Raw genomic sequence first — 26010 nt, 5'->3', positions numbered from 1 at the left:
AGCGGGGCGCGGGTTCATCGCAGCGCCGACCCGCACGGCCGCGGCCGCGGCCGCTGCAGGGCGCCGCGCCGCCCGAGCGACCGGCGCATGGAATCGTGCGCCCGCAGAACGCGGGCGGTGGGGCGCGCCCGCTGGCGGGCGCGGCGCCTCAGTCGATCTTGAGGAGCTCCTTGACCTTGGCGATGACCTGCGGGGCCTGGATCGGCTTCGTGATGTACGCGTTCGCGCCGAGCTGCAACGCGCGCTGACGATCCTCCTGAGACCCCTCGGTGGTGATGATGATGATCGGGGTGTCCTTGTGGACCGGATCCGTGCGCACGCGCTTGACGAGCTTGAGCCCGTCCATGATCGGCATGTTGATGTCGGTGATGATCACGTCGTACTTGGTCGAGGCGAGCTTGCGGAGACCGTCGACGCCATCGTCCGCCTCGGTGACGCGGAGGTTCTTCACGCGCGCCAGCGCGAAGACCAAGAGCTGCCGCATCATGGGCGAGTCTTCAACGATCAGACACGAGTACTCGGCCATGATCAGTCCTCCAGGTCCAGGAATGCCTGGACGCCAGGCACCTTCCGGCCGGCGTCGGTGAAGAGCCGCGCGTTGATGAGGGCGGGGGCGGCCTGGGCCCCGAGGAGCTTGAAGAGCTCGGTGTCCACGTTCACGAACTCCGTCTTCTGCGGGAGCGTGCTGAAGATCGCGATGACACCCACGGTGCGCCCGTTGAAATCGAGCGGGATCACTGCAGCGGGATCCTCGATGCTCCCCTTGGAGACGTCCTTGGTCTCGTCGAAGAAGATTTCCCCCTTCGAGAATGCCTGGCCGACGATGCCTTCGGTCACCGGCATGCGCGCGATCTCCTCGACCGCGACGCCTTCGCTCGCGATCGAGACGAGCTCTTTACCATCGGGAGACGCCAGGTACACGGAGAAGGCGCCCGCCCCGAGGAACTGCGCCAGGAGCTCCTTGAGGTTGCGGAGGACATGGCGCACGTTGCGCGCCGCGTGCAGCTGCGACAGCGCGACGTACAGGTTCGCGAGGTTCGCCAGCTCTCCCTCCGCCTCCGAGTAGCGGCTGTTGAAGCGGTCCGAGGCCGCCACCATCCGCACCGACTGCGTCACAAGGTCGCGTTTCTCCTGCTCGAGCTCCTCGATCTTGCGGAGCAGATCGCGGATGGCCGAGTCGCTCGCGAGGTGCGCGCGGAGCTTGCCGTTCTCCGACTCGAGCTCGGAGATCTTGTCACGAAGGCGCTCGTTCTCGCGGAGGAGCTCCTCGGTCAGCTGCGCCCCCTTGCGGAAGAACTGCTGAATGAAGGCATCGCGCTCCTTCTTCAGGTCCTCGGGGGGACGATCGCTCGGACGCCCTTTTTTCTCCGTCATTTTATCCCGGGGTTCTCCAGAGCTTCGGACCGTATCATGCGGGGCTGACCGGACGGAAGCGTCGAGCGCGGGCCAGAGGCGTGCCCGGCGCCCCCGCCAAGGACAGCGACCGCTGGGCGCGTTGCCGTCCCCGCCGACAACGTCGGTTCGGCCCCGCCGGCCCTACCCCGGGGACCGGACCCCGCCGTCTCGGCCCCCCTACCCCCGTTGTCCCGACCGCCACGACTACGCCCTCTCCATCTGCTTCATCTGCTTCAGCAACCGGGTCCACCTGCGCAGCTCCCGTCCGAGCAGCACGGGTGCCTTCTGGAGCGACGCGACGTCGCGCGCGCCGACGAGCAGCATGACCGCCCGGAGTTCGGCCTCGACGCTCTCGAGGTACCGCACCGCTGCGTCCCGTCCCCCCGAGACGAATGCCTGGAGGACCGGGCGCGCGATCCCGGCCGCATGTGCGCCGAGCGCGAGCGCTCGAGCGACGTCGAGGCCGCTCGTGATGCCTCCTGTCGCGATGATCGTCTTGAAGCGAGGACGGATAGCGCGGGCGATGAGCACCGAGGCGGCCGTGGGTACCCCCCACTCGCGCAGCGCCTCACCGAGGGAGCGGGCCGCACCCGCGGCGCGGGCCGCCTCGACGGCGACCCAGGAGGTGCCTCCAGCGCCGGAGACGTCCAGGTCGCGGACGCCCGCCCGGACCAGGCGGTATGCCGTCCCCGGGCCGATCCCGCAGCCGGTCTCCTTCGCGACGACCGGCACGCTGAGGCCGCTCGCGAGCCGGCCCATCGCATCCAGCGCGCCGGCGAAGTCCCGGTCGCCGCCCGGCTGCACCAGCTCCATCGCGGGGTTCATGTGGACGCAGAGCGCGTCGGCGCCGACCTGGGCCACGAGCTCGGCGACCGCCTCCGTCGACAGCGATCGCGCCTGCACGGCGCCGATGTTCCCGAGGAGGAGGGTGGTCGGAGCGTGCGCGCGGACCTCGTAGGAGGCGGAGGCGTCGCCGTTCAGCATCGCCCGCTGGCTCCCGAGCCCGAAGCCGTACCCGCGCTCCTCGGCGATCTGCGAGAGCTCCCGGTTGATCGCACGCGCGCGCTCCGTCCCGCCGGTCATTGCCGCGATCAGGAGCGGGACGCGGAGCCGCTTCCCGAGCAGCAGCACCGAGGTGTCGATCGCGTCGAGGGAGAGCTCCGGCAACGCGTCGTGGATCAGCTCGACCTGCTCCAGCAGCGTGGTCTTGGCGCGGAACCCGACATCGCCGGTCGCGCAGAGCTCGATGTGATCCGCTTTCCTCTCGGAGATGCCCTTCGCCTCTTCCGTCATGGGGGCACAACTTTACGCGGTCGCCGACCGCCGTCGAAAGGGAAGTGGCATGGACAAAAAAACGCCAAAATTCGCGTCCCCGAGCCAGGCGCTGCCGCCCGGCCCGCCTTCCGCTGCCGCTACCTGGGAACTACCGCGCGACCGCCGCGCAGCGGTGGCATACAGTAGCTGTATGGACCTCCCGGACGAACCGCAGATCCGCTGGATCCTTCGTACGACCGCGACGCTCCTCCAGCACGGCGCGGAGCCGGTGCGCGGGCTGGTGCAGCCGACGGCCGAGTTCTTCCCGGACCCGTTCGACGGCTCACCGAAGACGGTGGCCGCCCTGATGCTGCGGGTCCAGGAGCACGCCGGGCTCCAGGATGTCCCGGTGGAGCTCGCGGTGGTCACCCCCGAGGGGCAGGCCAGCACGGTGAGCTGCTCGAGCGGCGCATGCGGCGGGATGGCGCTGGAGTCGAAGCTGGAGCGCGTCGCCCCGCGCGGCGACGGCGGGTACCGGGTCGCGCTCTCCGCGGGCGAGCTCCGCAACCCCACGGTGCTCACGACGGCGTTCGTGCGCGCCGTGGCGTACATGTTCCTGAGCGAGGCCGGCGCCTTCGACGCGCTCGCGCCGTCGGACCGCGAGCCCGCGGTGGATCTCGCCGCCGTGCTGCTCGGCTTCGGGGTCCTCGCGACGAACGGCTCCTACCTGTACGCGAAGGGCTGCGGCGGCGTGCAGGTGCACTCGGCGACCAAGATGCCGGTCGACGAGCTCGCGCTCGCGCTCGCCGTCTACTGCCGGCTGCACGACGTGCCCGATCGGACCGCCGCGCGGCACCTCGACGTGACGCCGCGCGCCCACTTCGACGAGTCCGCCGTCTGGGCGAGCTCCAACGCCGCGCTCGTCCGCATGCTGCGCGCCGCGCCGGACCGGATCGCCGCGGACGACTACGCGATCGGCGAGTCGAGGAGCTGGCTGGCCCGCGCGCTCGGCCTCGGCAAGCGCCGGCCGGCGCGGACGGCGGACGACGAGCTGCGCGAGCTCGAGCGAGAGCTCGCGCCCGCGGCCGGCGCGGCGAAGCCGCGACCGCTGGACGAGGGCAAGGCCAAGAAGCTTGCCGAGATCCGTGCTCTCGTGGACGAGAGCCTGGGGAGCTGAATGAGCGTACGACTGTGGGACAAAGGGGGCGCGACCGACGCCCAGATGCTGCGTTACACCTCGCGCGACGACTGGCAGCTCGATCAGCGCCTGCTCGCGTACGACCTGCGGGCCACGATCGCGCACGTCCGCGGGCTCGCGCGGATCGGCGTGCTCAGCGAGGCGGAGCGGGACGCGCTCGTCCGCGAGCTCGAGGTGCTCTCGGCGCAGAACGAGGCCGGCGAGCTGCGGCTCACCGAGGACGACGAGGACGGCCACAGCGCGATCGAGGCCGCGCTGGTCGCCCGCATCGGCGACGCGGGCAAGAAGGTGCACACCGGCCGGAGCCGCAACGATCAGGTGCTCGTCGCCACGCGCCTGTACGAGCGCGACGCGCTGGACGAGCTCGCCGAGAACGCGACCGCCGGCGCCCGCGCGCTGCTCGATCTCGCCAGGCGCGAGGCGGAGACGCCGATGCCCGGCTACACGCACCTGCAGCGGGCGGTGCCGTCGTCCGTCGGCTACTGGGCCGCCTCGTTCGTCGAGGGGCTCACCGACGCGATCGACGTGGTGCGCGCGACGCGGGCGCTCGTCGATCGCTGCCCGCTCGGGGGCGCCGCGGGCTTCGGCGTGAACCTCCCGCTCGATCGCGTCGGCGTCGCGCGCGAGCTCGGGTTCGCCGGCGTGGCGCTGAACCCGCTCGCGTCCCAGACGTCGCGCGGCATCATCGAGGCGCAGATCCTCGCCGCCGCGTGGCAGGTGATGGCCGTGAGCCGCCGGCTCGCGTGGGATCTCAGCCTGTTCGCGATGAGCGAGCTCGCGTTCATCCGCCTCCCGGAGGCGTTCACGACCGGCTCGTCGATCATGCCCCAGAAGCGCAACCCCGACGTCGTCGAGCTCATGCGCGCGGCGTGCTCCGTCGTCCAGGGCGCGCTCGCCGAGGTGCAGTCCATCGTCGCGCTCCCGTCGGGCTACCACCGCGATCTCCAGCTCACGAAGGGCCCCACGATGCGGGGGCTCGACGAGGCGCTCGCGACGTCGCGCCTCTTGCCGCGGCTCGTCGAGGGGCTCGCGTTCGACCGGGAGCGCATGGCCCGCGCGATCACGCCGGAGTGCTTCGCCACGGATCGCGCCGTCGAGCTCGCCGTGGAGGGTGTTCCCTTCCGCGAGGCTTACCGCAAGGTCGCGGCCGAGATCGCGGCGCTGCCGGCCGGCGACGCCGCGGCGAGCCTCCGCGCGCGCGTGTCGCTCGGGGCTCCGGGCAACCTCGCGCTGGACGACCTGGCCCGCAGGCTCGATCGCCACGCGCGCTAGCTCCGCCTGGCAGAGGTCCCGCCATGGGCGGGCGCGCGCCGCGCTGGCGCCGCCCGCCCGAAGGCCGTGTTCCCTGGCTTCGCGTGTCAGCGATCCCCGACGGGATTCGTGACACGCGGAGCTAGCGCTGCCGCGTCAGCTCGCGGACGGCGCCCGGGTCCGCCACCAGCACGAGGGTCGCGATGTCGAGAAACAGCCCCGTGTCGACGACGCCGGGGATGCTGCGGATGCGCGCGTCGACCGCTGCGGGCGCGTCCATCGGGCCGAACGCGGTGTCGAGGATCCAGTTGTGGTTGTCGGTCTGGAAGGGGTACCCGTCCGCGTTCTTGCGGATCACCGGCGTGCCCCCGAGCGCGGTCAGGTGCCGCGTGGCCGTCGTGCTCGCAAAGGGCACCACCTCGACGGGGATGGGCACGCGCGAACCGAGCTTCTCGACGAGCTTCTCGGGGGTGACGAGGATGATGAACTGCGCGGCCTCGTAGGCGACCACGCGCTCGCGGAGGAGCGCGCCGCCGAGGCCCTTGATGAGGCCAAGGTCGGGCGCCACCTCGTCCGCGCCGTCGACGGCGACGTCGAGGCGCTCGACCTCCTCGAGCGACACCATCGGGATGTTCTCGCGGCGGGCAAGCGCCTCCGAGCGCTCCGACGTGGCGACGCCCTTGATCTGGAGCCCTCGGCGGACGCGCTCCCCGAGGCGGCGGATGAAGGCCTCGGAAGCCCGCCCGGTGCCGAGCCCGAGCAGCATCCCGCTGTCCACGCGCGCGAGCGCGGCGTTGGCGATTCGATCGAGGTCGGAGGGGTCCGGTCCCGCGGTGCTCATGCGCTGCTCATCGGCCATCGGGACCGTCAGCGCAACGGGATTTTGTCGAGCTGGTCGAGCGGCCCCGGGCAGAGCGGCCGGAGCCTGCATCCCTTGCACTCGGCGCCGGTCCAGATCGCCTCGAACGTCGCCTGCATCTCGTCGAGCAGGAGGTCGTCGTCGGTGAGCACGCCCGCCTCGAAGTTCCGCCGCCCCTCGCCCTTCGCCCCGAGGCCGGCGCCGGTGAGGTTCGCGGAGCCGAGGTAGAGGAGCGCGCCGTCGACGGCGATCATCTTCAGGTGGACCCGCGGGCAGCGCCGCATCTCGATCGGCGGCCGGGGCCGCCGGCGGAGCTCGGCGCGGAAGGCGCGCGACGGGACGCCGGCGTGCAGCAAGCGCAGCTCGACCCCCCGGGCGGCGAGCGCGTCGAGCAGGTCGAGGAACGACATGTACCGGCCGCGCGCCCGCGCCCTCGATCCGATGGGCGCCTCCACGCGCAGCTCCTTCACGTTCGCCGTCGCGATCCACACGGAGACGCGCGCGTTCGCCACGGCGCCCATCACGAGCGTGTCGTAATGCGCCCTGTCGCGGAGGAGCGTCAGCTCGACGCGCCGCTTCAGCAGCGATCGCGCCTTCGCCTCGGGTTCGGTCCTCGTGCGTGCCCGCGGGCGCGCCGGTCGAGCGCTCACGCCGGTTGACCGGCGCTGGAGGGCGCCTGCTCGAGCTCGAGGTGAGCGCTGAGCAGGGCCCGGACGTCCTCCGGCATCGGGACCGACACCAGCTGCACGAGGTCGGTGGTCACCACCGTGTGCCGCAGCTCCGCCGACAGCACGCCGTCGTGCGCGCGGTGCATGCGGTACCGGAGCGTGGCGCTCCGCCGGCCGATACGGGCGATCGACGTCTCGATCCGGAGCGCCTGTCCGTAACGCACCGGCGCCGCGTAGTCGGCCTCGACCCGCACCGCCGGCAGCCCGATCCGCCGCTCGAGGATGAGCCCGGCGTACCCTCCGTCGAGCGGCGCGAAGAACCGCTCCATCGCCTCGTGCGCGTAGTTGAGGAAGCGCGCGAAGAAGACGATGTTCGCGGCGTCGACGTCTTCGAACTTGATGGGGCGCTCGAGGGAGACCATCGCGGCTAGGACAGGTCCTCGGCGAGCTTCTCCAGGGTCGCTCTCCCGAGCGGCGCCCTCACCGCGTAGCGCGGGTGCCCGACGACGAGCGATACCGTCGCCTTCCTCGCCTTGATCGCGGCCTGCGCCTCGGCCGGGAGATCCGCCTTGAGGTAATGCACGGCCGTCGTGCGGTCTTCCATCGATCCGTCGCGCTTGCCGAGCGCTCGCGCGGCGACGCCGTCGACCTCGATCGACACGGTGTCCTCGAGGCCCACCAGATCGATGAGCATCCGGTCGCGCAGCGCTCGATCGGGGATCTCGACGAAGAGCGTCAGGCTGAGCTGCCCCGCGCCCGGGATGAGATCGTTGTACGTCTCGATCTCGTGGAGGATGCCGCTCTCGCTCGTGATGCGCTCGGTGCGGAGCATCTCCTGGATCTGGAAGAGCACCGAGTCGCGGTTCTCGAACACCGCGGTCAGGTGGTCTCCGATCCGCACGCGGCGGGGCCGCTTCTCCTCGATGATGCGGCCGCGGAATCGCTCACGGATCGCCTCGTATTCGCCGATCCCGAGCACCTCGTTGCGATCGATGGGACGCATGACGCTCCTCTCCTTGACGACGTCGGACCGAGACTCACGGCGTCGGGCCGAGCCCGTACGCGTGGGCGAGCGCCTCGACCGGGTGCAGCACCTTCGCGCCGTTTTCCTTGACCATCCTGAGACCGGCGAGCGTGCAGTCGCTGACGATGACGTCCGCGCCGGCGACGCCGCGAACGAGCTTCGACGCGTACTTGCGCCCGGTCTCGTAGTGGGCCGCCTTCATCCCCCACGTGCCGTCGACCGCCGAGCACTGCTCGATGACCCGCACGTCGGTGTCGGGGACGACGCCGAGCACCCTGGCTCCCGGGAAGCCGATCTTCTGCGCGCGCAGGTGGCACGCGGCGTGGTACGCGATCGTGCCGAGCCCCTTCTTGAACTCGCGGTTGAGCTTCTTCTCGCGGCCGAGCTGGACGAGGAACTCCATCATGTCGACCGTCGCGGCCGCGACCTCGCGCGCCTCTGCCGTCTGCAGGTACTCCGGCCACTCCTTCTTCATCGTGTAGCCGCACGTCGGGCCGATCACGACGATCTTCCTCCCCCTGCGCACGTGCGGGAGCAGGAGCGCGACGTTGTGCTTCACCTTCGCGGTGAAGGCCGCGAGATCGCCGCCGTCGAGGTTCGGCATCCCGCAGCACGTCAGCGCTCCCCCCGGGGTGTCTCGCAGATCTGCCGCCGAGGAGCAGCCCGGGACGTGCACCGCGTAGCCGTTGTGCTCGAGGACGCGAACCGCGGCCTCGGGGACCGCGGGCGTGTTGTACTCGCCGTAGCAGGTCGCGAAGAGCACCACGTCGCCTTGCTTGCCGGCGCCGGCCGCGGCGCCGTGCTCCGCGAACCAGGACGAGAACGGCCTGCGCGCCATCTCCGGGAGCGGGAACTCCGACGAGATCCCGGTCACCTTCTCCTGCACCTTGCGCAGCAGGCGGCTGGCCTGCACGAGGTTGGCGAGCGGCGCGACGGCGCCGGAGCCCAGCTCGCCGATCAGCTGCGGCTCGCCGAGGATCCTGTCCACCAGCGGGATGCCCTCCCGCTGGGCGCGCACCGCGCGCTCTCGCGCGAGCACGCGCGGGAAATCCAGGAGCTCGTACGCGTGCTCGTCGGCCGTGTACGGGCACTTGATGTAGCAGAGCTTGCATTGCCAGCACTCGTCGCCGACGGCCTTGAAGTCATCGTAGGTGAGGGCCTCGGCGCCTTCGGCGACGCCGGCCTCGATGTCCCTGTCGACGCGCGCGAAGAGCTCGGGGAACGAGCCGCAATACCCGACGCACATGCGGCACTCGTGACAGATCTGGAACGTCCGCCGCAGCTCTGCCTCGAGATCGCGGGGCTCGAGATATCGCTCGTCGTTCGGCGATGTCGCCGGTGGACGGTCTGGTGCACGCCGGATGACGCTCACTGGTCGGCTCCTCTCAACATCGTCAACGTGGGGTACGGCGCAAAGGGACGGCTCGCCGCGCGGCCCGCCGCCGGACGGCCGTCGGGGCCGCGATGGCGCGCGCGCCCCGGGTCGAGTCGCCGTCGGTTCGGCGCGCCCCGGAGCGCTCGCGCTCTCGCGTCGGCCGATCTCAGAAGTCGAGCGACTGCAGCGCCTTCGTGAAGCGCCCGGCGTGAGACTTCTCGGCCTTCGCGAGCGTCTCGAACCACTCCGCGATGTCCTCGAAGCCCTCGTCGCGGGCCTCCTTCGCGAAGCCCGGGTACATCGTCTCGTACTCGTGGGTCTCGCCGGCGACGGCGGCCTTCAGGTTCTTCTCCGTGCTGCCGATCGGCAAGCCGGTCGCCGGGTCGCCCGCCTGCTTGAGGTAATCGAGGTGGCCGTGCGCGTGGCCGGTCTCGCCGTCCGCCGTGTCCTTGAAGAGACCGGCGACATCGGGGCGACCTTCGACGTCGGCGACCTTTGCGAAGTACAGGTAGCGACGGTTGGCCTGCGACTCCCCGGCGAACGCGTCCTTCAGGTTCTGGTGCGTCTTCGTGCCCGTAAGCTGCTTGGTTGTCATGGGTTCGCTCTCCTTCCTTCGGTTGAACGGCTGGGGTGATGAGTCCTTGGTGCCCGCGCGGGTCGGCTCGGCGGCGCGGTGGATCCGCTAGACACGTCCAGGGCGCCGCGCGCCTCGAGCCCCTGCAGGGCGGAGTCGACTGTTCGCCGCGCTTCGCCCAGCGTCTCGCGCCTTGCCGCGCGCGCCCTCGCCACCCCGGGTGCCCTTCGCGCAGGCAGCGCAGAGCCCCCGGTAGATCCGCTCGACGGCGCGGACCTCGAAGCCGGGCGCGGCGGCGAGAGGCGCGGGGGCGCTCTCGTCCGAGCGCTCGGCGGATGGGCCTGCCGGCTCGCACGGCACATCGCGGACGAGCCCGCAGCGATCGCAGACCGCGTGATGATGCGCCGCCATGTTGGGGTCGAAGCGCGAGGCGCCCGGCGACAGCGACAGCGCGACGCACAGCCCCGCGGACGCCAGCGCGTCGAGCGTGTTGTAGACGGTGGCGAAGCTCATCGTCGGCAGCGCCGGCCGGAGCCGCTCGAACAGCTCCTGCGCCGTCGGATGTGTCGGATCCGCCGCTAGCTCGCGCACGATCGCCAGGCGCTGCGGCGTCAACTTGAGCCCCGACGCTCGCACGCACGCCAGCATGGAGGCGATCCGGGTATCCTCCTCGACCACGCTGCGCTCGAAGCCGACCGCGCGCCCCCGGACATCGCGGGACGCGGCCCCCTTTGCAGCACCTGTCCGCGAGGTAGCCACAGCGACATGTGTACTTAGAAAGTTTCTCAGGTGCAAGTCCCAATAATTACCGCCGGACAGCCAGAGAAATCCGGGGCCAATCGCGGATTCCGGCGAAACCTGACGAGCAAGACGAGTCAGGCGGGCCTGGCGAAACAGCCGAAACAGGCCGGACGGCGCGCTGTGACGTCGTGCTGCGCGACTACCGGGAGGTCTTGCGAGGCTAGAAGGCCTCTGCCATAGTGCGCGCCCCGCGCTGCCGGCCCCCGCCGGCTTGCATTTCGCCCGCCGAGTGGGCCAGTTTTTTCCCAGCAGAGGACGCTTCGAGACATGCCGACAGACGCCATTCAGTGCAAACCGCTCGAGGTCGCCGTGGGCGACAAGGGTATCGAGCGCGCCATCAAACATCTCAAGAGGAAGATGGCCGCCGAGGGGATCCTCCGCGAGCTGAAGCGCCGTCGGCACTACATGAAGCCGTCCGTGAAGCGACGGAAGAAGGCCTCGGAGGCCGCTCGTCGTCGCCGGAAGCGGTCGAAGATGGACATGGTCGCCTAGAGCGACCACCCCTCGCGCAAGAGCAGCCGGCCAAGACGCAGAAGACGCACACGGACGCTTGATTCGAGCGTCCGCGGCGTGCTCTGCGTCTTGTCATTTTGTTCGTCGAGCAGTTACCCCGGCAGCGTGATGCAACCGCGGCGGCGCGCCTGAGCGACGCGGAGGCGGTGCCCGCGCCGCGTCCAGCTTGGGGAGGTCCCGATGCGCGCCGTGGTGGTCACGACGTCCTATCCGGTCAGCGACGAGGATCCCTCCGGCCATTTCGTGCGGTCGTCGGCGGAGGCGCTCGCGCGCAGCGGCGCCGAGGTCCACGTGATCGCCGCCGGGGGCTCGATCCTCGATCCACCTTCGCGGGACGGCCGGCTCGTCGTCCATCGGGCAGGCGGGGGCGCGCTGTTCGCGTGGCCCGGCGCCGTGGCGCGCGCGCGCGAGTCGCCGCTCCGGCTGCTCTCCGTGGCGCCGTTCGCGGCCGGCGTGCTCGAGCGGCTCCGTGAGATCGGGCCGGTCGATCGCGCGGTGGCGCACTGGATCATCCCGTGCGCGTGGCCGCTCCTGCTCGCGCTTCCGCGCACGCCGCTCGAGGTGCGCGCGCACGGCGCCGACGTCCGGCTCCTGCTCCGGGCGCCGCGCGCGGCTCGCGCCGCGGTGGTGAGCGCGCTCCTCCGGCGCGACGCGCGCTTCGTCTTCGCGGCGCGCGCGCTGCGCGACGCGCTCGCAGGCTCGCTCGCTCCGGAGCAGGCTCGGGCGCTGGATTTCGCCTCGCGCGTCGAGCCCCCCGTGTTCGATCTGCCGCCGGTGGCGGGGCGCTCTGCCGCGCTCCGTCGGGAGATCGTGAAGGGCCCCGGCGAGCGCCTCGCCGTCGTCGCGTGCCGGCTGATCCCGACGAAGCGGGTCGAGCTCGCGATCGAGGCGGTGCGCACCGCGGGATCCGGGTTGCGCCTCGTCGTCGTCGGAGACGGTCCAGAGCGCGGCGCGCTCGAGCGCCTCGCGAGTCGTGGCGATCTCGATGCAGGGGGCTCGCGCGGCGCGGGCATCACGGCGACGAGCGACGGCAACGGGGCGGTGCGCTTCACGGGCACGCTCCCGCGGAGGGAAGCGCTCGCGTGGATCGGCGCAGCAGACGTGCTGCTGCACCCTTCATCGCACGAGGCCGCCCCCACGGTGATCCGCGAGGCGCGCGCGCTCGGCGTGCGGGTCATCGCCTGCGACGCAGGCGACGTGGTCGCATGGGCCAAGAGCGACGACGGGATCCTCGTCGCGGACAGCACGGCGCAGGGCCTCGCAGCCGCGCTCCGCGGCATCTGACCGCGCCGCTCGGATCGCGCGCCCGCGACGTCGCGCGGAGAGCCCCGGCGTTTTCGTCGGAGGATCCGCGCCCGGCGCCCGGCTGCATCCAGCGCCAAACGCCCCGTCCGGAGCGAGTCTGCGATCCTCGATGCGATGCCCTTGCAATTCCCAAGGCTTCGACTACGGTGCGCCCTCGCTCCGCACCGAAACGTGGCGGCGGAGTGGCTCGGGGCGTAGCGCAGCCTGGTTAGCGCACTTGACTGGGGGTCAAGGGGTCGGTGGTTCGAATCCACTCGCCCCGACTGGTCCGGCGGAGAGGTTCTCCGGCGGACCTTTCGGCTTTGTAGGGCTTCAGTTTCTGTCGACTGTGGACCCGCCGGACAGCGACCGCGCGGCGGCATCATCGAGCTCCGGTGTCGTCCTGCTCAGCCGGCTCCCGGCGTTCACCGCGTCATCCGGCGAGCGAGGGCGGTGAGACAGGGGTGACGGGCCGATCGGCCTCGCCGGCGAGCTCGTCCTCGATGGCGATCATGGCGGCCATCACCACGTGTTCGGTGAAGGGGAAGCCGACCACCTGCACCCCGACGGGCAGGCCCACGCTCTTCGCATCGACCTCGGCGGCCCGCTTCTCCAGCCGGTCGCGCGGCCGCTCGCGGCGCGCCTCCTCGGGCCGCACGCGGGTCACGGGGACGACGCCGGCCGGGAACTGCGTGAGGTTCCACAGCATCGCGGCGCTGCCCGCGAGGACGAAGTCGCGCGACGCGGCGTGCGGCAGGGCAGGCGTGGCGTACGGCGGGCAGAGCAGCAGGTCGAGCGCTTCGGCGCGCATCGCCGACGCGATCGCGGCGCGCGCCTCGCGCAGGGCGTGCGTGGTGCGCCAGAACTCCGAGACCGACTTCGGCCCGGTGACCTCGAGGAGACGCTGGAGCCGCCGCTCGCCCGCGAGACCAGCGACGCGCGCGGCGGCGCGGCGCGCGAACGGCGGGAGCGAGGCCATCGTTCGGAGCGAGCGGAGCGAGACGTCGATGTCCGTCCCCTCGCGGCCGTCCTCGCCGGCGTCGAGGAGCGACAGCGCCGTCGCGCCGCCGTCCGCCGAGAGCGCCGCGAAATACGCATAGACCGCGTCGGGGATCCCGGGCGGCGTGAACGGCACGACCGTCGCGCCCCGCGCGCGCAGGGCTGACGCCGCCTTCGCGACGGCGCGGGCGACGGCGGTCGACGGAGGCACCAGCCCGTCGTCGCAGTAGAACCCGACGCGCAGGCGCGCCACCTCGACGCTCGCCGGATCGACCATCGGGAGCGGCGGCACGCGCACGTCGAGCTCCGCCATCGACGCGGGATCGAGCTCGGACATGACGAGCGCGAGGTCGCGGGCGCTCCTGGCCATCGGTCCGATTTGCGCGCGGATCGCCTCCTGTCCGAGGAGCGCCGTGTTGCTCCCCTTGTTGGTCCAGCGATCGAGCGTGGGCTTGAGGCCGACGATGCCGCAGCAGTGCGCGGGGACGCGGATGCTGCCGCCGATGTCCGTGCCGATGCCGAGCGGCGACATGCCCGCCGCGATGGCGGCCGCCTCGCCGCCGGACGAGCCGCCCGGGCTGTGATCGAGGCTCCACGGGTTCGCCGTCTGCCCGAAGAGCGGGTTGCGCGCCTCGTTGTACAGGAGCAGCTGCGAGACGTTCGTGCGCCCGAGGATCACGGCCCCCGCGCGTCGGAGCAGCGCGGTCACCGTCGCGTCGCTGGTCGCCCGATGCCCCCTGCGGGAGGCGACGCCGAGCGTCGAGGCCATGCCGGCCATGTCGAGCGACTCCTTCACGGTGATCGGGAGCCCGTGGAGCGGGCCGCGGACGTCCCCGCGGCGGCGCTCCTCGTCGAGGCCGCGGGCGGCCGCGAGCGCCTCGTCGCGGAGCACCTGGGTGAAGGCGCGGAGCCGCGGCTCGAGCGCCTCGATGCGCGCTAGGTGCGCCCGCGTGAGCTCCTCGGAGCTGATCTCGCGCGCCGAAAGGAGCGTCGCGAGCGCGGTCGCTGAAAGATGGGTCGGATCGGTCGATGCGCTCACGGCAATTCGACGAGTATCACAGGTCCGCGCGCGCCAAGGATTGCTAGGCTCCGCTGCCGCGCGCCCATCGCGCGGAGAGCGCCGAAGCCATGCAGCCGCTGCCGATCGATCCGATCCTCCCCGATCTCTGCGCCACCCTGGGGGCGCGCCCGAGCGTGGTGCTCGAGGCCCCGCCCGGAGCGGGCAAGACGACGCGCGTGCCACGCGCGCTGCTCGACGCGGGCTTCGCGGAGCGCGGCGAGATCCTGGTGCTCGAGCCGCGGCGGCTCGCGGCGCGCCTGTCCGCGCGGCGCGTGGCCGAAGAGCTCGGCGAGCGCGTGGGCGAGACTGTGGGCTACACGATGCGCTTCGAGGAGGCGTCCAGCCCGGCCACGCGCGTCCGCTTCGTGACCGAGGGCGTGCTGACGCGGCGGCTCCTCGTCGATCGCGAGCTCCGGGGCGTGAGCGCCGTGGTGCTCGACGAGTTCCACGAGCGGCACCTCGCCGGCGACGTCGCGCTCGCGCTGCTCCGGCGCCTGCAGCGCGGCGCGCGGCCCGATCTCCGCCTCGTGGTGATGTCCGCGACGCTCGACCCCGGGCCGATCGCGGCGTTCCTCGGCGAGCCGGAGGCGCAGCCCGCCCCTGCGGCCGAGGCCGAGCGCGGCCACGACGCCAAAGAGGCGGGAGCCTCCGTGGCGCCGACCCTGCGCGCCGAGGGGCGGATGTTCGACGTCGCGATCGAGTACCTGCCGAGCGCCCGGGTGAGCGCGTCGACCCACGCCGCGGGCGACCGCCGCGCCCCGGCGCACTGGGGCGACAGGACGCTCGAGAGCCTTGTGGCGTCGTCGGTGCGGCAGCTCATCGAGGAGGGGCTCGACGGTGACGTGCTGGTCTTCCTGCCCGGCTCCGCGGAGATCAGGCGAGCGATGGACGCGTGCTCCCCCATCGCGAAGAGCGAGGACCTGCTGCTCCTGCCGCTCCACGGCTCGCTGTCCGCGGCGGAGCAGGACCGCGCGGTGCGCCCCGCGGATCGGCGAAAGATCATCCTCTCGACCAACGTGGCCGAGACCTCCGTGACCATCGACGGCGTCGTCGCGGTCATCGACAGCGGCCTCGCGCGCGTGGCCGCGCACGCGCCGTGGTCGGGGTTGCCGACGCTCCGCGTCGCGCCCATCGCCCGCGCCTCCGCGGCGCAGCGCGCTGGGCGCGCCGGGCGGACGCGGCCCGGCCGCTGCCTCCGGCTCTACACGCGCGGGGATCTCGCCTCGCGGCCGGAGCACGAGGCGCCCGAGATCCGCCGGCTCGACCTCGCGGAGACGGTGCTCGAGCTCTGCGCCGCGGGGGTCACGGATCTCGAGGCGTTCGGGTGGCTGGAGGCGCCGCCCGCCGCCGGGCTCGCCGCGGCCGAGGCGCTGCTCGTGCGGCTCGGCGCGCTCGACGAGGGGCGGCGCGTCACCCCGACCGGACGGCGGATGCTGCGCTTCCCGGCGCACCCGCGCCAGGCGCGGATGATCGTCGAGGCCGAGCGGCGAGGCGTCGCCAGCGACGGGTGCACGCTCGCGGCGCTCGTCGCGGAGCGCGACCTCGGCGCGCCGTCGGGCGCGCGGGAGCCCCATGGTCGGAGGAGCGACGCGCGGCACAGCTCCGACCTGCTCGCCGCGCTCCAGGCCTTCGAGGAGGCGGATCGCGCGCGGTTCGCGGCGGACCGACTGCGGTGGCTGGGCGTGGACCCGGCGCGCGCGCTCACCGTGGAGCGGACGCGCAAGCAGCTCTCGCGGCTCGCCGATCACCGGAGCGCCGCGCCGCCGGAGACCGTCGAGGCGCGCGAGATCGCCCAGCGCATCGCGATCCTCTCCGGATACCCCGACCGGGTCGGGCGCCTCCGCCGGCCGACCAGCGCGACGGGTCGGACCGGACGGGAGGTCGTGCTCGCCGCCGGCGGGACGGCCGCGCTCTCGGAGGCGAGCGTCATCGACGAGGTCGATCTCGTGGTCGCTGTCGACATCGAGGAGCGCAGCGAGGGGCGCTCGGCGCGCACGGTCGTCCGGGCGGCGAGCGCGATCGAGGCCGACTGGCTGCTCGACCTCTTCACGGACGCGATCCGGGACACGACGGAGGCGACGTGGAACGCCGCCGCGGAGCGCGTCGAGGTCGTTCGCCGGCTGTCGTACGACGCCCTCGTGCTCGACGAGGCGCGGCCGGCCGCCGGCGCCGGCGGTCCGCTGGCGGAAGCGGCGGCGCGGGAGCTCGCGGCGCAGGCGAGGGCGAAGGGGTGGCGAGCGTTCGTGAAGGGCGACGCCCTCGAGGGCTGGCTGTTGCGGGTCGCGTTCGTGCGCGCGAACTGCCCCGACGCAGCGTTACCGGACGTGGACGAGGACGCGGTGCTCGCCACGCTCGAGGCGCTCTGCGACGGGCGCAGGAGCTTCGCCGAGCTCCGCGACGCCGATCTCTCGAGCGCCGTGCAGGCCTCGCTGGGCCCCGCGAAGGCGCGAGCGCTCGCCGAGCTCGCCCCCGAGTCGATCGTCCTGCCCGGCGGCCGGCGGGCGCGCCTCGAGTACACGGCGGGCGCGCCGCCGTCGCTCGCGTCCCGCCTGCAGGACTTCTTCGGCATGGCGGAGGGGCCGCGCGTCGCCGGTGGACGGGTGCCTGTCGTGCTGCACCTGTGCGCGCCGAACCAGCGCCCCGTGCAGGTCACGACCGATCTGTCGGGGTTCTGGGCGCGCCACTATCCCGCGATCGCGAAGGAGCTCCGCCGCCGCTACCCGAAGCACGCGTGGCCGGACGACCCCGCCCACGCCGCGCCGCCCTCGCGCGCGCCGCTCCGCAAGGCTTGAGTCAGCGCACGAGCGCCACGCTCCGCACCGTGTCGGCGACCGTGCGGAGGAGCATGCGCACGATCCCCTCGCCGAGGGGCAGCGTGAACGCGACGTCGCTCTCGCGCTGCGCGACCTGCATCGGAGGGACCGAGCCGTAGCCGAAGCCCCACGAGGAGAGCAGGGTCGCGATCCTGGCGATCTGCTCGAGGTTGCGGAGCGCGACGGCGCCGTTCGCCGCGCTCTGCGGGTCCGAGTACGTGAGGGCGCCGGCGAAGTTGACCCCGGGCGGCTGGAAGTTGCCGATGACGCGCACGTACTGGAGCCCCGCGACGAAGGGGAACTGCCCCGCCGCAGACGCGACCGCCGCCTGGCTCGAGAGATCGCCGGCCACGGCGAACGACGCGCCCTTCGTCCCGAGCAGCTCGACCATCCACGAAGGCACGGAGCGCGTCAGCTTGCCGGAGCGGAGCCGATCGAGGGCCCGCCGCATCCCGGTCTCGTTGCCGGTGAGGATCGTGTGCGGCGTGAGCACGACGAAGCCGACGTTGCCGGCCGTGAAGAGATCGTTGTCCGCGTAGCGCGTCTTCACGAGCGGCGCGCCGATCACGGTGACCGACCTGGCGTCGGCGGAGCGGCGGATCGCGTCGACGTCGAAGTTGCCCTGCATCACGGCGCAGAAGTCCGCGCCCTGCATGGCATAGAGGCCGCCGTAGACCTTCACGATGTCGCGCGACGGGACGAAGTTCGACTCGGGGCCCAGCGGGAGCAGGCTCGTGACGATCTGGTTGACCTCGCCTCCCAGGCCGGACGTGAACATGGCCGCCGCGTCGAGGTATCCGAGCATCACCGCGCCGCTCGGAAGGACGGCCAGGGGGTCGCGATCGATCGCCGTCGCGTCGATCTTCTCTCCGCCGACCAGCGCGAGGCTGTCGTCGGCGCCGCCGCAGCCGCCGAGCGCCTGGAGGGTGAGCGCCGCGATCGCGATCGCGCCCGCAGCGCGGCGCAGGGCGGCAGCGCCTCGGGAATGGAACAGCGTCCGCACCATCGCGCTCGCCATCAAGCTCGCTCGTGCGGCGGGTCGGGGCGCTCCAGCGGGAAGGAGCCGATGATCTTCAGCATCTTCGTCTCGCGCTTCACGCCCTCGAGCGCCGCGACGAGCGCCCGATCGGTCGTGTGTCCGCTGACCTCCACGTAGAACACGTAGTCCCAGCCCTCGCCGGGGACGGGGCGGGAGTTGACCCGCCGGAGGTTGCAGCTGCGCTCCTTGAAGTGCTGGAGGATGTCGTGGAGCGCGCCGGGCCGATCGTGGACGCTGAAGAGGACCGCCGTGGCGTCGTGGCCCGAGCGCGGCGAGGGGAGCCGGGACAGCACCGCGTAGCGGATCCGGAGCTCCCCCTCGTCGCCGACGTTCTCGCGGGCGACCCTGAGCTCCTGCCCGCCCGCGAAGCCGCGGGGGACGATGGCGGCGCTGCCCTCGTTCTCCGCCGCGAGATCCCAGGCGGCCTGCGGGCCCCGAACGTCGAGCACCAGCGCGCGCGGGTGCTGGAGCTCGAGGTAGTTCACGCAGGCCACGTGGTCCTGGGGCGAGGAGTACACCCGCTCGACGTCGGCGAGGCTGCCCGTCCGGTTCACGAGGTCGAGCGCCTGCACCAGCTGGCGCTCGCCGACCACCTTGAGATCGGCGCCGCCGATCGCCTGGATCGTCGGGAAGATCGGCCCTTCCTTGAGCGACTCGTACGGGACCACCGCGAAGTCAGCGCGCGAGCGCGCGACCTCCTCGATGGCGGCGAGGGGGCTGTCCGCGCGGACGAACTCGCCTCCGATCCCGAAGTGATCGTGCGCCGCGGTCCAGCCATAGTCGCCCTCGGCCCCCAGGTACGCCACCCGGGGCGCGAGTTCGAACGCGCGCGAGGCCGCGTCGATGGCGACGAAGATCGGCCGCACCGCGCGCTGCGGGAACGGCGGCGTCACGGCGCGCTCGAGCGCCTGCATGTGGGCTGCGTCGGCCGTGGGGGCGAACCGGGCCGTGCCTGTCCTCAGCTTGGCAAGCTCGTGCGCGATGCGAGCCCGCCGCTCGATGCTGCGAAGGATTTCTTGATCCAGCTCCGTGAGCTGCCGGCGGAGCTCCTCAAGTCGCTTTCTCTCATCCATCCAGGGCACCCTAGCACCACGCCCGGCGCCGGTGGGCACGCAGCACTGCCGGCGCACCACGACGGCACCACCGCGCGCTGCGCCGCGCTGGCCACACCCCCGTCGCTGCTCGCCGAGTTGGCGTCAGGCCGCCGCGGAGGAGGCGGACGACGCGCTGGAGTCGCTCTTGGTGCTGCCGCTCGCCGGCGAGGCGCTGCTTGACCCGGAGTCCGAGCTCGCCCCCTCCGACCCTGAGGAGCTGCCCGACCCGCCCTCCGACTTCGCGGGCGGCTTGTTCGACCCCGAAGCGTAGAGGTCGGAGTACCAGCCACTGCCCTTGAGGATGAAGCCCGTGCCGCGCGAGATCTGCCGCCGGGCTGTCGCGTTGAGGCACGACGGGCACTCCGAGAGGGCGGCCTCCTTGATGGACTGCTCGGCCTCCCATTCATGCGCGCAAGATGTGCAGGCGTACTCGTAAGTGGGCATGACGTTTCTACTCCTCGGAACAACCCGAGGAGTATGGCCACGTTAGCCACCTGTCAAGGCGGCTGCCAAAAGCACACCTTGCGCTTCGGACATCGCTGTACCAGCGGGACGCGCAAGACCTGGTCCTCGGTGCGCGTGAGGAGCCAGGATTCCGCTCTTGCCGCGCGGCGCCGGCCCACGTAGACCCCGAGACGCCAGTTGTGACGGTACGTGGCGTGCTGTGACGATACGTTTAAGCCCGCCCGGCCGGTCCCGGGGACGTCATGCGCATTCGTAAGCTCGAGATCAGCGGGTTCAAATCGTTCGTCGACCGGACGGTGGTCCATTTCGACACGGACGTGGTGGGCATCGTCGGTCCCAACGGCTGCGGCAAGTCGAACATCGTCGACGCCATCCGGTGGGCGATCGGGGAGCAGAGCGCGAAGCACCTGCGCGGCAAGTCGATGTCGGACGTCATCTTCAACGGCTCCGAGACCCGCGCCCAGCACGGGATGGCCGAGGTGACGCTCACCTTCGACAACAGCGAGCCGACGGCGGCGTCGCAGCTGCCGCTGGAGTACCGCGACTACGCGGAGATCGCGGTGACGCGCCGGCTCTTCCGCGACGGGACGAGCGAGTACCTCATCAACAAGACCCAGGTCCGGCTCAAGGACGTGACCGACCTCTTCCTCGGCACCGGCGTCGGCACGAAGGCCTACTCCATCATCGAGCAGGGAAAGATCGGGCTCATCGTCTCGGCGCGCCCCGAGGACCGGCGGATGCTCATCGAGGAGGCCGCCGGCATCACGAAATACAAGGCCAGGAAGAAGCAGGCCGAGCAGAAGATGGACCAGACGCGGCAGAACCTGCTCCGCGTGGGGGACATCGTCTCCGAGATCCAGCGGAACCTCGCGTCCTTGAAGCGCCAGGCGGCCAAGGCCGAGCGGTACGTCAACTACCGCAAGGAGCTGGAGGACCTCGTGCTCCACGAGGCGTCGCACAAGCTCCTCGAGATCACGGTGCTCACGCAGCACGAGTCGCTCGGAAGGGCCGCGCACGCGGAGCGCGAGCAGGCGTCGCGCACGGCGCTCTCGGCGCGCGAGGCCGAGATCGAGGTCACCCGCCTCGAGGCCCTCGCTTGCGAGGAGCGGGCCGAGCGCGCGCAGAACGAGGCGTTCGCGGCCGACAACCAGGTGCGCACCCACGAGGCGGAGATCGCGCGGGCGCGCGACCGCCTGCGGCACCTCGAGGAGCGGCTCGTCACCGCGGCCAAGGAGCAGGGAGAGCTCGAGAAGACGGTCGAGGAGCTCAGCGCAGAGAAGGCGCAGCTCGAGGCGCAGCTCGCCGGCGTCGACGAGGAAGAGGCGCGGGAGAGCGAGCTCGCGCTCGAGCAGCACGAGCGGCTCGAGGAGCTGCGCCACGGAGAGCGGACCGCCGAGCACGAGGTCGCCGCCCTGCGCCGGCGGGCCGCCGAGGCCACCGCGGCGGTCGCGGCCGCCGAGGCGTCGCTCACCGGCTTCGATCGGCGCATGGCGGAGATGAGCCAGCGGCGGGCGAAGCTCGAGGACGAGCTCGGGCGGCTGATGTACGAGTCGGAGGAGCTCGAGCGACGGCGCTCGTCGCTGACGCGCAACGTGGCGGAGCTCGCCGAGGGGAAGCGGATCTCGGCGGAGGACCGGTCGCGGCTCGATGTCGAGATGAAGGCCCTGCGCGAGCAGGCGGTCTCGAGCGACCGCGCCGTGGAGCACGCCAAGAACGAGCTCGGGCAGCGGCGCAACCGGCTCCGCGCGCTCGAGGAGCTGCACGCGCGGCTGGAGGGCGTCGGCGCCGGGGTGAAGAACCTCCTCAAGACCAAGGACCCGGCGCTGCTCGGGCTCGTGGCCGACCGGATCGAGGCGCCGGCCGAGCTGACCGCGGCCTTCGCGGGGCTGCTCGGGGACCGGCTGCAGTGCGCGGTCGTGAGCGACGTCGAGCGCGGGATCGCGCTGCTCGCGGATCTGTCGAAGAACAACCGCGGGCGGGCGAGCGTCATCGCGGCGCGGCCCTCGTTCGTGGCCGGCGCGGCGCGGCGGCCGCCGCGCGGGGAGGGCGTGCTCGGGCCGCTCGTGGACCGGCTCGTCTTCGCGCCCGAGGACGAGGCGCTGGCGCGCGCGCTCGTGGGGGACGCGGTGGTCGTCGCCTCCGCCGAGGTCGCGGCGCGGCTCGCGGCGGAGGGCGCGGGGTGCACGCTCGTGACGCTCGACGGCACCGTCCTCCGCGAGGACGGCGTGGTGAGCGGCGGCTCGGGCGACGCGGTCGCGGCCGGCATGATCGAGCAGAAGCGGGAGATGCGCGCGCTGCACGAGTTCGTCGCGACCAAGTCGGAGGAGGTGACGGCCCTGCTCGACGCGCAGCAGAAGCTCCGCCTGCGCATCACCGAGGTGGGGACGGCGCTGGAGCGGGCGCGGAGCGAGGCGCACGAGGGAGAGCTCGCCCTCGTGACGGCCGAGAAGGATCTCCGCCGGGCGGAGGAGCAGCTCGCCGCGGCGCAGAAGCGCGAGGGCGTGGTGCGCTCCGAGCTCGAGGACCTCGCCGACAACCTCGACGCCGGCGGGAGCGAGCAGCAAGCGGCGCGCGACAAGCTCGAGGCGGGGCGAGCGGCGCGCGAGGCGGCGGCGGCCGGCCTCGATCACGCCGAGCAGGTCGCGGCCGAGTGGCGCGAGCGGGTGCTCGGGCAGCAGTCGGTCGTGACCGAGCGCAAGGTGAAGCTCGCGCGCGTGCGCGAGCGCGCCGCGGCGGCGCGGGGCACGGTCGAGCGGCTCACGCGGTCGTGCAACGAGCTCCGTGGCCGGATCGCCCGGCTCGACCAGGAGCGGACCGAGAGCGCCGTGGGCGCGGGGAAGGCCGCTGCGACGATCATGATCGCGCGCGAGGCGCTGGTCCGCGCCGTCGCGGAGGCGCACGCGGCGCAGGCCGCGCTGACCGATGCGCGGCGCTCGCTGGACGAGGCGCGGCAGGCGCACGGGGTGCGCGAGGCCGACCTGCGCGGGCTGCGGCAGGAGCTGACCGAGGTGTCGGAGCGGCTCCGCAAGCACGAGCTCGCGCTGGAGCGGCTGCGGGTCGAGCACGACCACCTCATCGAGGGGGTGCGCGAGCGCTTCCGCGGGCTGGAGCTCGCCCGCGTGGTCGGCGACTACCACAAGCGGCCGCCCGCCGACGCCTCGCACCGCGCGCGCATCCAGGAGCTGACGGAGCTGCTCGACCGCATGGGCCCCGTCAACCTCGACGCCGTGCGCGAGCACGCCGAGGCCGAGGAGCGGTACACGTACTACTCGAGCCAGAAGGCCGATCTCGAGAAGGCGCTCGACGACCTCGAGAAGGCGATCGCCCAGATGAACCGCGAGTCGAAGCGGCTCTTCAAGACGACGTACGACGGCATCAACGCGCGCTTCAAGACGCTGTTCCCCAAGATGTTCCGCGGCGGCCAGGCGGAGCTCCGGCTGACGAACCCCGACGACATGCTGGAGACGGGGATCGAGATCCTGGCGCAGCCGCCGGGCAAGAAGCTCGGGAACATCGAGCTCATGAGCGGCGGCGAGAAGGCGCTCACCGCGGTGTCGCTCATCTTCGCGATCTTCCAGTTCAAGCCGTCGCCGTTCTGCATCCTCGACGAGGTCGACGCGCCGCTCGATGAGGCGAACGTGGCCCGCTACAACGAGGGGATCCGGAGCATGACGAGCCACTCGCAGTTCATCCTCATCACGCACATCAAGCGCACGATGCAGTCGGTCGACGTGCTCTACGGCGTCACGATGCAGGAGCCCGGCGTCTCGAAGCTCGTCAGCGTGAAGATCAACGAGACGGCGAAGCGCCCGGAGCGCGAGGCGGCGCCGGCGGCGGCGGTGGCGTGAGCGCGGACGGGGCGGCCGGGAGGCGCCTGTCGCGCGGCGCCTCGGGGCTCCGGCACCTCCGCTGGGCCCGCGAGGTGCTGGCGACGCTCGAGGCCCACGTCGAGCACAACACGGCGCTCTCCGGCGCCGATCGCGAGGCGCTCCAGGGCGAGGCGAGCGCGCTCGCGGCGGCGGTGCAGGCGCTCAGCGGGGCGGTGAAGCCGTACCGGGATTTCCTCGAGCGGACGCGGGTCCGCTACCGCGGGCGCGTGCGCGTCGCGGAGTACCTGGTCCGAGAGCCCGACACGGGCGAGGCGGGCGGTGCGGCGCGCGCGCACCTTGAGGAGGCGCTTGTGGAGCTCGCCTGGATGGAACAGGCGCAGCGCCAGCCGCTCAAGGCAGCGCTCTCGGACGAGATCGATCGGCTGCGCGAGGCGCTGGCGCGGATGGATGCACACCTCGCGGGGCGGCTCTCCGGGAAGTTCGTCGAGAGCCTGTATCCGCCGCTCACGGACGGCGCGACGAGGATCGCCGACGACGGCGATCCGGACGACGACGCGACATCCAGCCCCCGATAGCCGCGCGAAGCGGGCGAGCCGACAGGCTGGCGCGCGGCTCGAAGGAGACCGGCGACGCGGCGAGGCGCCTGGCAGGCGCAGCGGAACGGATCACCATGCCTGCACGCCGGGATGGAGATGCGGTAAAGGATCTTCGAAGGACTCCTGAAACGGGTCTTCGAAGGACAGCTGAGAGGACGTCGATGGGCTGCGCGGAGCCGGCCGCCATCCTGCTCCTCCGCGGGCGCGCCGCGGCGAGCGAGCGATTCGAAGCGCTGATCCGACGCCATGTGCCGGACGTCGGCGTCACCTCCGATCCCGCGCACGCCCTCGAGAGGTGCCTGAGCGACGCGCCGCCGGTGCTCGCCGTCGACTGGAGCGAGCCCGCCAGCGCCGCCGCGCTCTGCGGCCGCGTGCGGGCGCAGCCCGGCGGCGATGCGGTGTTCGTCCTCGCGATCACCGAGCGCGACGGGGACATCGACGGCATCCTCGCGGCCGGCGCGACCGATTTCCTGCTCGCGGGCGGCGATGGCGCGGGCCCCCGGGCGCGGCTCTCCGTCGTCCGCGAGCGCGCCGCGCGCGACGCCGCCGCGCGCCAGGCGCTCGCGCAGACGCAGGCCCGCCTCGTCGGCGCCGGCCGCATGGCGAGCGTCGGCACGCTGGCCGCCGGCGTCGCCCACGAGATCAACAACCCCCTCGCCTTCGTCATCACGAACGTCGACGCGGCCATCCGGCGCATCGGCTCGCTCGATCGCCGGAACAGCGCTGCGCGCGGCGGCCCCTGGGCGCGCTCTCACGGCGACGGCCGCGCGCCGTCGAGCGAGCTCTCCGACGTGCTGAACCTGCTGGAGGACGCGCGCGAGGGCGCCGAGCGGGTGCGGCTCATCGTGCGCGATCTCCACAGCTTCTCGCGCGCCGAGGAGGACCGACGCGGGCCGGTCGACCCCCGACGGGTGCTCGACTCCTGCGTCCACATGGCGATGAACGAGATCCGGCACCGCGCCCGCGTCGTCCGGAGCTTCCAGGAGGTGCCGCCCGTCCAGGCGAACGAGCCGCGGCTCGCGCAGGTCTTCCTGAACCTCATCGTGAACGCCGCGCAGGCCATCCCCGAGGGGTTCGCCCAGCAGAACGAGATCGAGCTCTCGACGCGCTGTGACGCCGAGGGGTCGGTCGTCGTGGAGGTGCGCGACACGGGCGCCGGGATCGCGCCCGAGTCGCTCGCTCGGATCTTCGAGCCGTTCTACACGAGCAAGGAAGCTGGCGAAGGGCTCGGGTTGGGGCTCGCGATCTGCCACTCCATCGTCACGGCGCTGGGGGGTCGGATCGAGGTGGACAGCCGCCCCGGCAAGGGGAGCACGTTCCGCCTCGTCCTCCCCGCCGCCGCGGCCAGCGAGGCGCACGCCTCCGCTGCGCCCGGCTCGTGCGCGTCGAGGTGGCCGCGCGAGAACGGCAGCCTCGACGCGCTCGCGCCGGAGGCGGCGCAGCGGCAGCGGGTCCTCATCATCGACGACGAGCCGCTGCTCACGCGGGCGATCGCGGGGACGCTCGAGCCACGTCACGAGACGACCGCGACCGCGAGCGCGCGCGACGCGCTCAGCCGGATCCGCGCCGGAGAGCGCTACGACGCCATCCTGTGCGACCTCATGATGCCCGATATGACGGGAATGGATTTCTACACTTCGCTCGCCGAGCACGCGCCCGAGCAGCAGCGCCGTGTCGTGTTCCTGACCGGCGGCGCCTTCACGGAGCGCAGCAAGGCGTTCCTGCAGCAGGTCAACGCCCGGCTGCTCCTGAAGCCGTTCGACGCGGCGACGCTGCTCTCGCTGGTCGACGAGGTCGTCGCCGCCCGCTGACGAGCGCGCTGGTCGACGAGGTCATCGCCGCCGCCCTGACGAGCGCGCGTGCTCTCCTGACGCGCCGCCGATCGCCCCGCGCTCTGGGAGCGCGGCGTCGGCGCGCC

Annotated in this window: 22 protein-coding genes and 1 tRNA gene; 9 read left to right on the top strand and 14 right to left on the bottom strand. The window is 72.4% G+C overall.

Annotated elements, in window-relative coordinates; translation table 11 throughout:
• Positions 1-148 precede the first annotated feature (148 nt).
• The 3 genes from WMF46_RS09660 to fni all read right to left on the bottom strand — a co-directional run bounded on the left by WMF46_RS09660 (position 149) and on the right by fni (position 2688).
• Complete coding sequence (locus tag WMF46_RS09660) at positions 149-526, bottom strand: response regulator (protein WP_012234398.1); 378 nt, start codon at positions 524-526, stop codon at positions 149-151.
• Positions 527-528: 2 nt separating this feature from the next.
• Positions 529-1374, bottom strand: coding sequence for a GAF domain-containing protein (locus tag WMF46_RS09655; RefSeq protein WP_437551285.1), 846 nt, complete (start codon positions 1372-1374; stop codon positions 529-531).
• A gap of 225 nt (positions 1375-1599) precedes the next feature.
• Positions 1600-2688 carry a type 2 isopentenyl-diphosphate Delta-isomerase gene (gene fni, locus WMF46_RS09650; protein WP_437985343.1) on the bottom strand — a complete coding sequence of 363 codons (1089 nt, stop codon included), beginning with the start codon at positions 2686-2688 and terminating at the stop codon, positions 1600-1602.
• A 172-nt stretch (positions 2689-2860) separates the two neighbouring features.
• Here fni and WMF46_RS09645 point away from each other — a divergent pair, with 172 nt between their 5' ends.
• Positions 2861-3826, top strand: a complete 966-nt coding sequence (locus tag WMF46_RS09645; protein ID WP_437908179.1) for a hypothetical protein — start codon at positions 2861-2863, stop codon at positions 3824-3826.
• Positions 3827-5119 carry an argininosuccinate lyase gene (argH, locus tag WMF46_RS09640; RefSeq protein ID WP_437551281.1) on the top strand — a complete coding sequence of 431 codons (1293 nt, stop codon included), beginning with the start codon at positions 3827-3829 and terminating at the stop codon, positions 5117-5119.
• 121 nt (positions 5120-5240) lie between these two features.
• Here argH and rpiA read toward each other — a convergent pair whose 3' ends face one another.
• From rpiA to WMF46_RS09605, 7 genes are all read right to left on the bottom strand, one after another.
• Positions 5241-5939, bottom strand: a complete 699-nt coding sequence (rpiA, locus tag WMF46_RS09635) for a ribose-5-phosphate isomerase RpiA (RefSeq protein WP_437985342.1) — start codon at positions 5937-5939, stop codon at positions 5241-5243.
• A 26-nt stretch (positions 5940-5965) separates the two neighbouring features.
• The gene (locus WMF46_RS09630; protein ID WP_437985341.1) at positions 5966-6607 is read right to left on the bottom strand and encodes a phospholipase D family protein; all 642 of its coding nucleotides are present in this window, start codon (positions 6605-6607) and stop codon (positions 5966-5968) included.
• Entirely contained in the window at positions 6604-7047 is a 444-nt protein-coding gene (locus WMF46_RS09625) for an acyl-CoA thioesterase (RefSeq protein WP_437985340.1), read from the bottom strand. Before WMF46_RS09625 ends, WMF46_RS09630 begins: the two co-directional genes overlap by 4 nt.
• Before the next feature lie 5 nt (positions 7048-7052).
• Positions 7053-7628 (bottom strand): DUF3501 family protein, encoded by a 576-nt coding sequence (locus tag WMF46_RS09620; protein WP_437985339.1) that lies wholly within the window; start codon positions 7626-7628, stop codon positions 7053-7055.
• A gap of 34 nt (positions 7629-7662) precedes the next feature.
• Positions 7663-9021, bottom strand: a complete 1359-nt coding sequence (locus WMF46_RS09615) for a heterodisulfide reductase-related iron-sulfur binding cluster (protein WP_437985338.1) — start codon at positions 9019-9021, stop codon at positions 7663-7665.
• 169 nt (positions 9022-9190) lie between these two features.
• On the bottom strand, positions 9191-9619 hold the full coding sequence (locus WMF46_RS09610; RefSeq protein WP_012234388.1) for a rubrerythrin family protein: 429 nt from the start codon (positions 9617-9619) through the stop codon (positions 9191-9193).
• Between the two features lie 87 nt (positions 9620-9706).
• Positions 9707-10276, bottom strand: a complete 570-nt coding sequence (locus WMF46_RS09605) for a Fur family transcriptional regulator (RefSeq protein WP_437985337.1) — start codon at positions 10274-10276, stop codon at positions 9707-9709.
• A gap of 390 nt (positions 10277-10666) precedes the next feature.
• On the opposite strand from WMF46_RS09605, the gene rpsU reads away from it, so the two are divergent.
• The 3 genes from rpsU to WMF46_RS09590 all read left to right on the top strand — a co-directional run bounded on the left by rpsU (position 10667) and on the right by WMF46_RS09590 (position 12480).
• Entirely contained in the window at positions 10667-10891 is a 225-nt protein-coding gene (rpsU, locus tag WMF46_RS09600) for a 30S ribosomal protein S21 (protein WP_012234386.1), read from the top strand.
• 201 nt (positions 10892-11092) lie between these two features.
• On the top strand, positions 11093-12196 hold the full coding sequence (locus WMF46_RS09595; protein WP_437985336.1) for a glycosyltransferase: 1104 nt from the start codon (positions 11093-11095) through the stop codon (positions 12194-12196).
• Between the two features lie 209 nt (positions 12197-12405).
• A tRNA-Pro gene (locus tag WMF46_RS09590) sits at positions 12406-12480 on the top strand.
• 149 nt (positions 12481-12629) lie between these two features.
• Here the strand turns inward: WMF46_RS09590 and WMF46_RS09585 are convergent.
• The gene (locus WMF46_RS09585; RefSeq protein ID WP_437985335.1) at positions 12630-14234 is read right to left on the bottom strand and encodes an amidase; all 1605 of its coding nucleotides are present in this window, start codon (positions 14232-14234) and stop codon (positions 12630-12632) included.
• Positions 14235-14323: 89 nt separating this feature from the next.
• Here WMF46_RS09585 and WMF46_RS09580 point away from each other — a divergent pair, with 89 nt between their 5' ends.
• A complete protein-coding gene (locus tag WMF46_RS09580) occupies positions 14324-17047 on the top strand; it encodes an ATP-dependent RNA helicase (RefSeq protein ID WP_437985334.1) in 2724 nt (907 codons plus the stop codon).
• Between the two features lies 1 nt (position 17048).
• On the opposite strand, the gene WMF46_RS09575 is transcribed toward WMF46_RS09580, so the two are convergent.
• The 3 genes from WMF46_RS09575 to WMF46_RS09565 all read right to left on the bottom strand — a co-directional run bounded on the left by WMF46_RS09575 (position 17049) and on the right by WMF46_RS09565 (position 19645).
• Entirely contained in the window at positions 17049-18086 is a 1038-nt protein-coding gene (locus WMF46_RS09575) for a hypothetical protein (RefSeq protein ID WP_437985333.1), read from the bottom strand.
• Positions 18086-19180 carry a bifunctional chorismate mutase/prephenate dehydratase gene (locus WMF46_RS09570; RefSeq protein ID WP_437551260.1) on the bottom strand — a complete coding sequence of 365 codons (1095 nt, stop codon included), beginning with the start codon at positions 19178-19180 and terminating at the stop codon, positions 18086-18088. The genes WMF46_RS09575 and WMF46_RS09570 overlap by 1 nt, the downstream gene beginning before the upstream one ends.
• A gap of 123 nt (positions 19181-19303) precedes the next feature.
• Positions 19304-19645 (bottom strand): FmdB family zinc ribbon protein, encoded by a 342-nt coding sequence (locus tag WMF46_RS09565; RefSeq protein ID WP_437985332.1) that lies wholly within the window; start codon positions 19643-19645, stop codon positions 19304-19306.
• A 263-nt stretch (positions 19646-19908) separates the two neighbouring features.
• On the opposite strand from WMF46_RS09565, the gene smc reads away from it, so the two are divergent.
• From smc to WMF46_RS09550, 3 genes are all read left to right on the top strand, one after another.
• Entirely contained in the window at positions 19909-23514 is a 3606-nt protein-coding gene (smc, locus tag WMF46_RS09560; protein ID WP_437985331.1) for a chromosome segregation protein SMC, read from the top strand.
• Complete coding sequence (locus WMF46_RS09555; protein ID WP_437985330.1) at positions 23511-24071, top strand: hypothetical protein; 561 nt, start codon at positions 23511-23513, stop codon at positions 24069-24071. Before smc ends, WMF46_RS09555 begins: the two co-directional genes overlap by 4 nt.
• Positions 24072-24253: 182 nt before the next feature.
• Positions 24254-25903, top strand: coding sequence for an ATP-binding protein (locus WMF46_RS09550; RefSeq protein WP_437985329.1), 1650 nt, complete (start codon positions 24254-24256; stop codon positions 25901-25903).
• Positions 25904-26010: the final 107 nt, after the last annotated feature.

Origin of the sequence: Sorangium sp. So ce117, assembly GCF_051524395.1 — a bacterium.
GTDB lineage: Bacteria > Myxococcota_A > Polyangia > Polyangiales > Polyangiaceae > Sorangium > Sorangium cellulosum_B.
The sequence above is the reverse complement of the archived record's forward strand: the minus strand, read 5'-3'. Positions and strand labels throughout refer to the sequence as shown.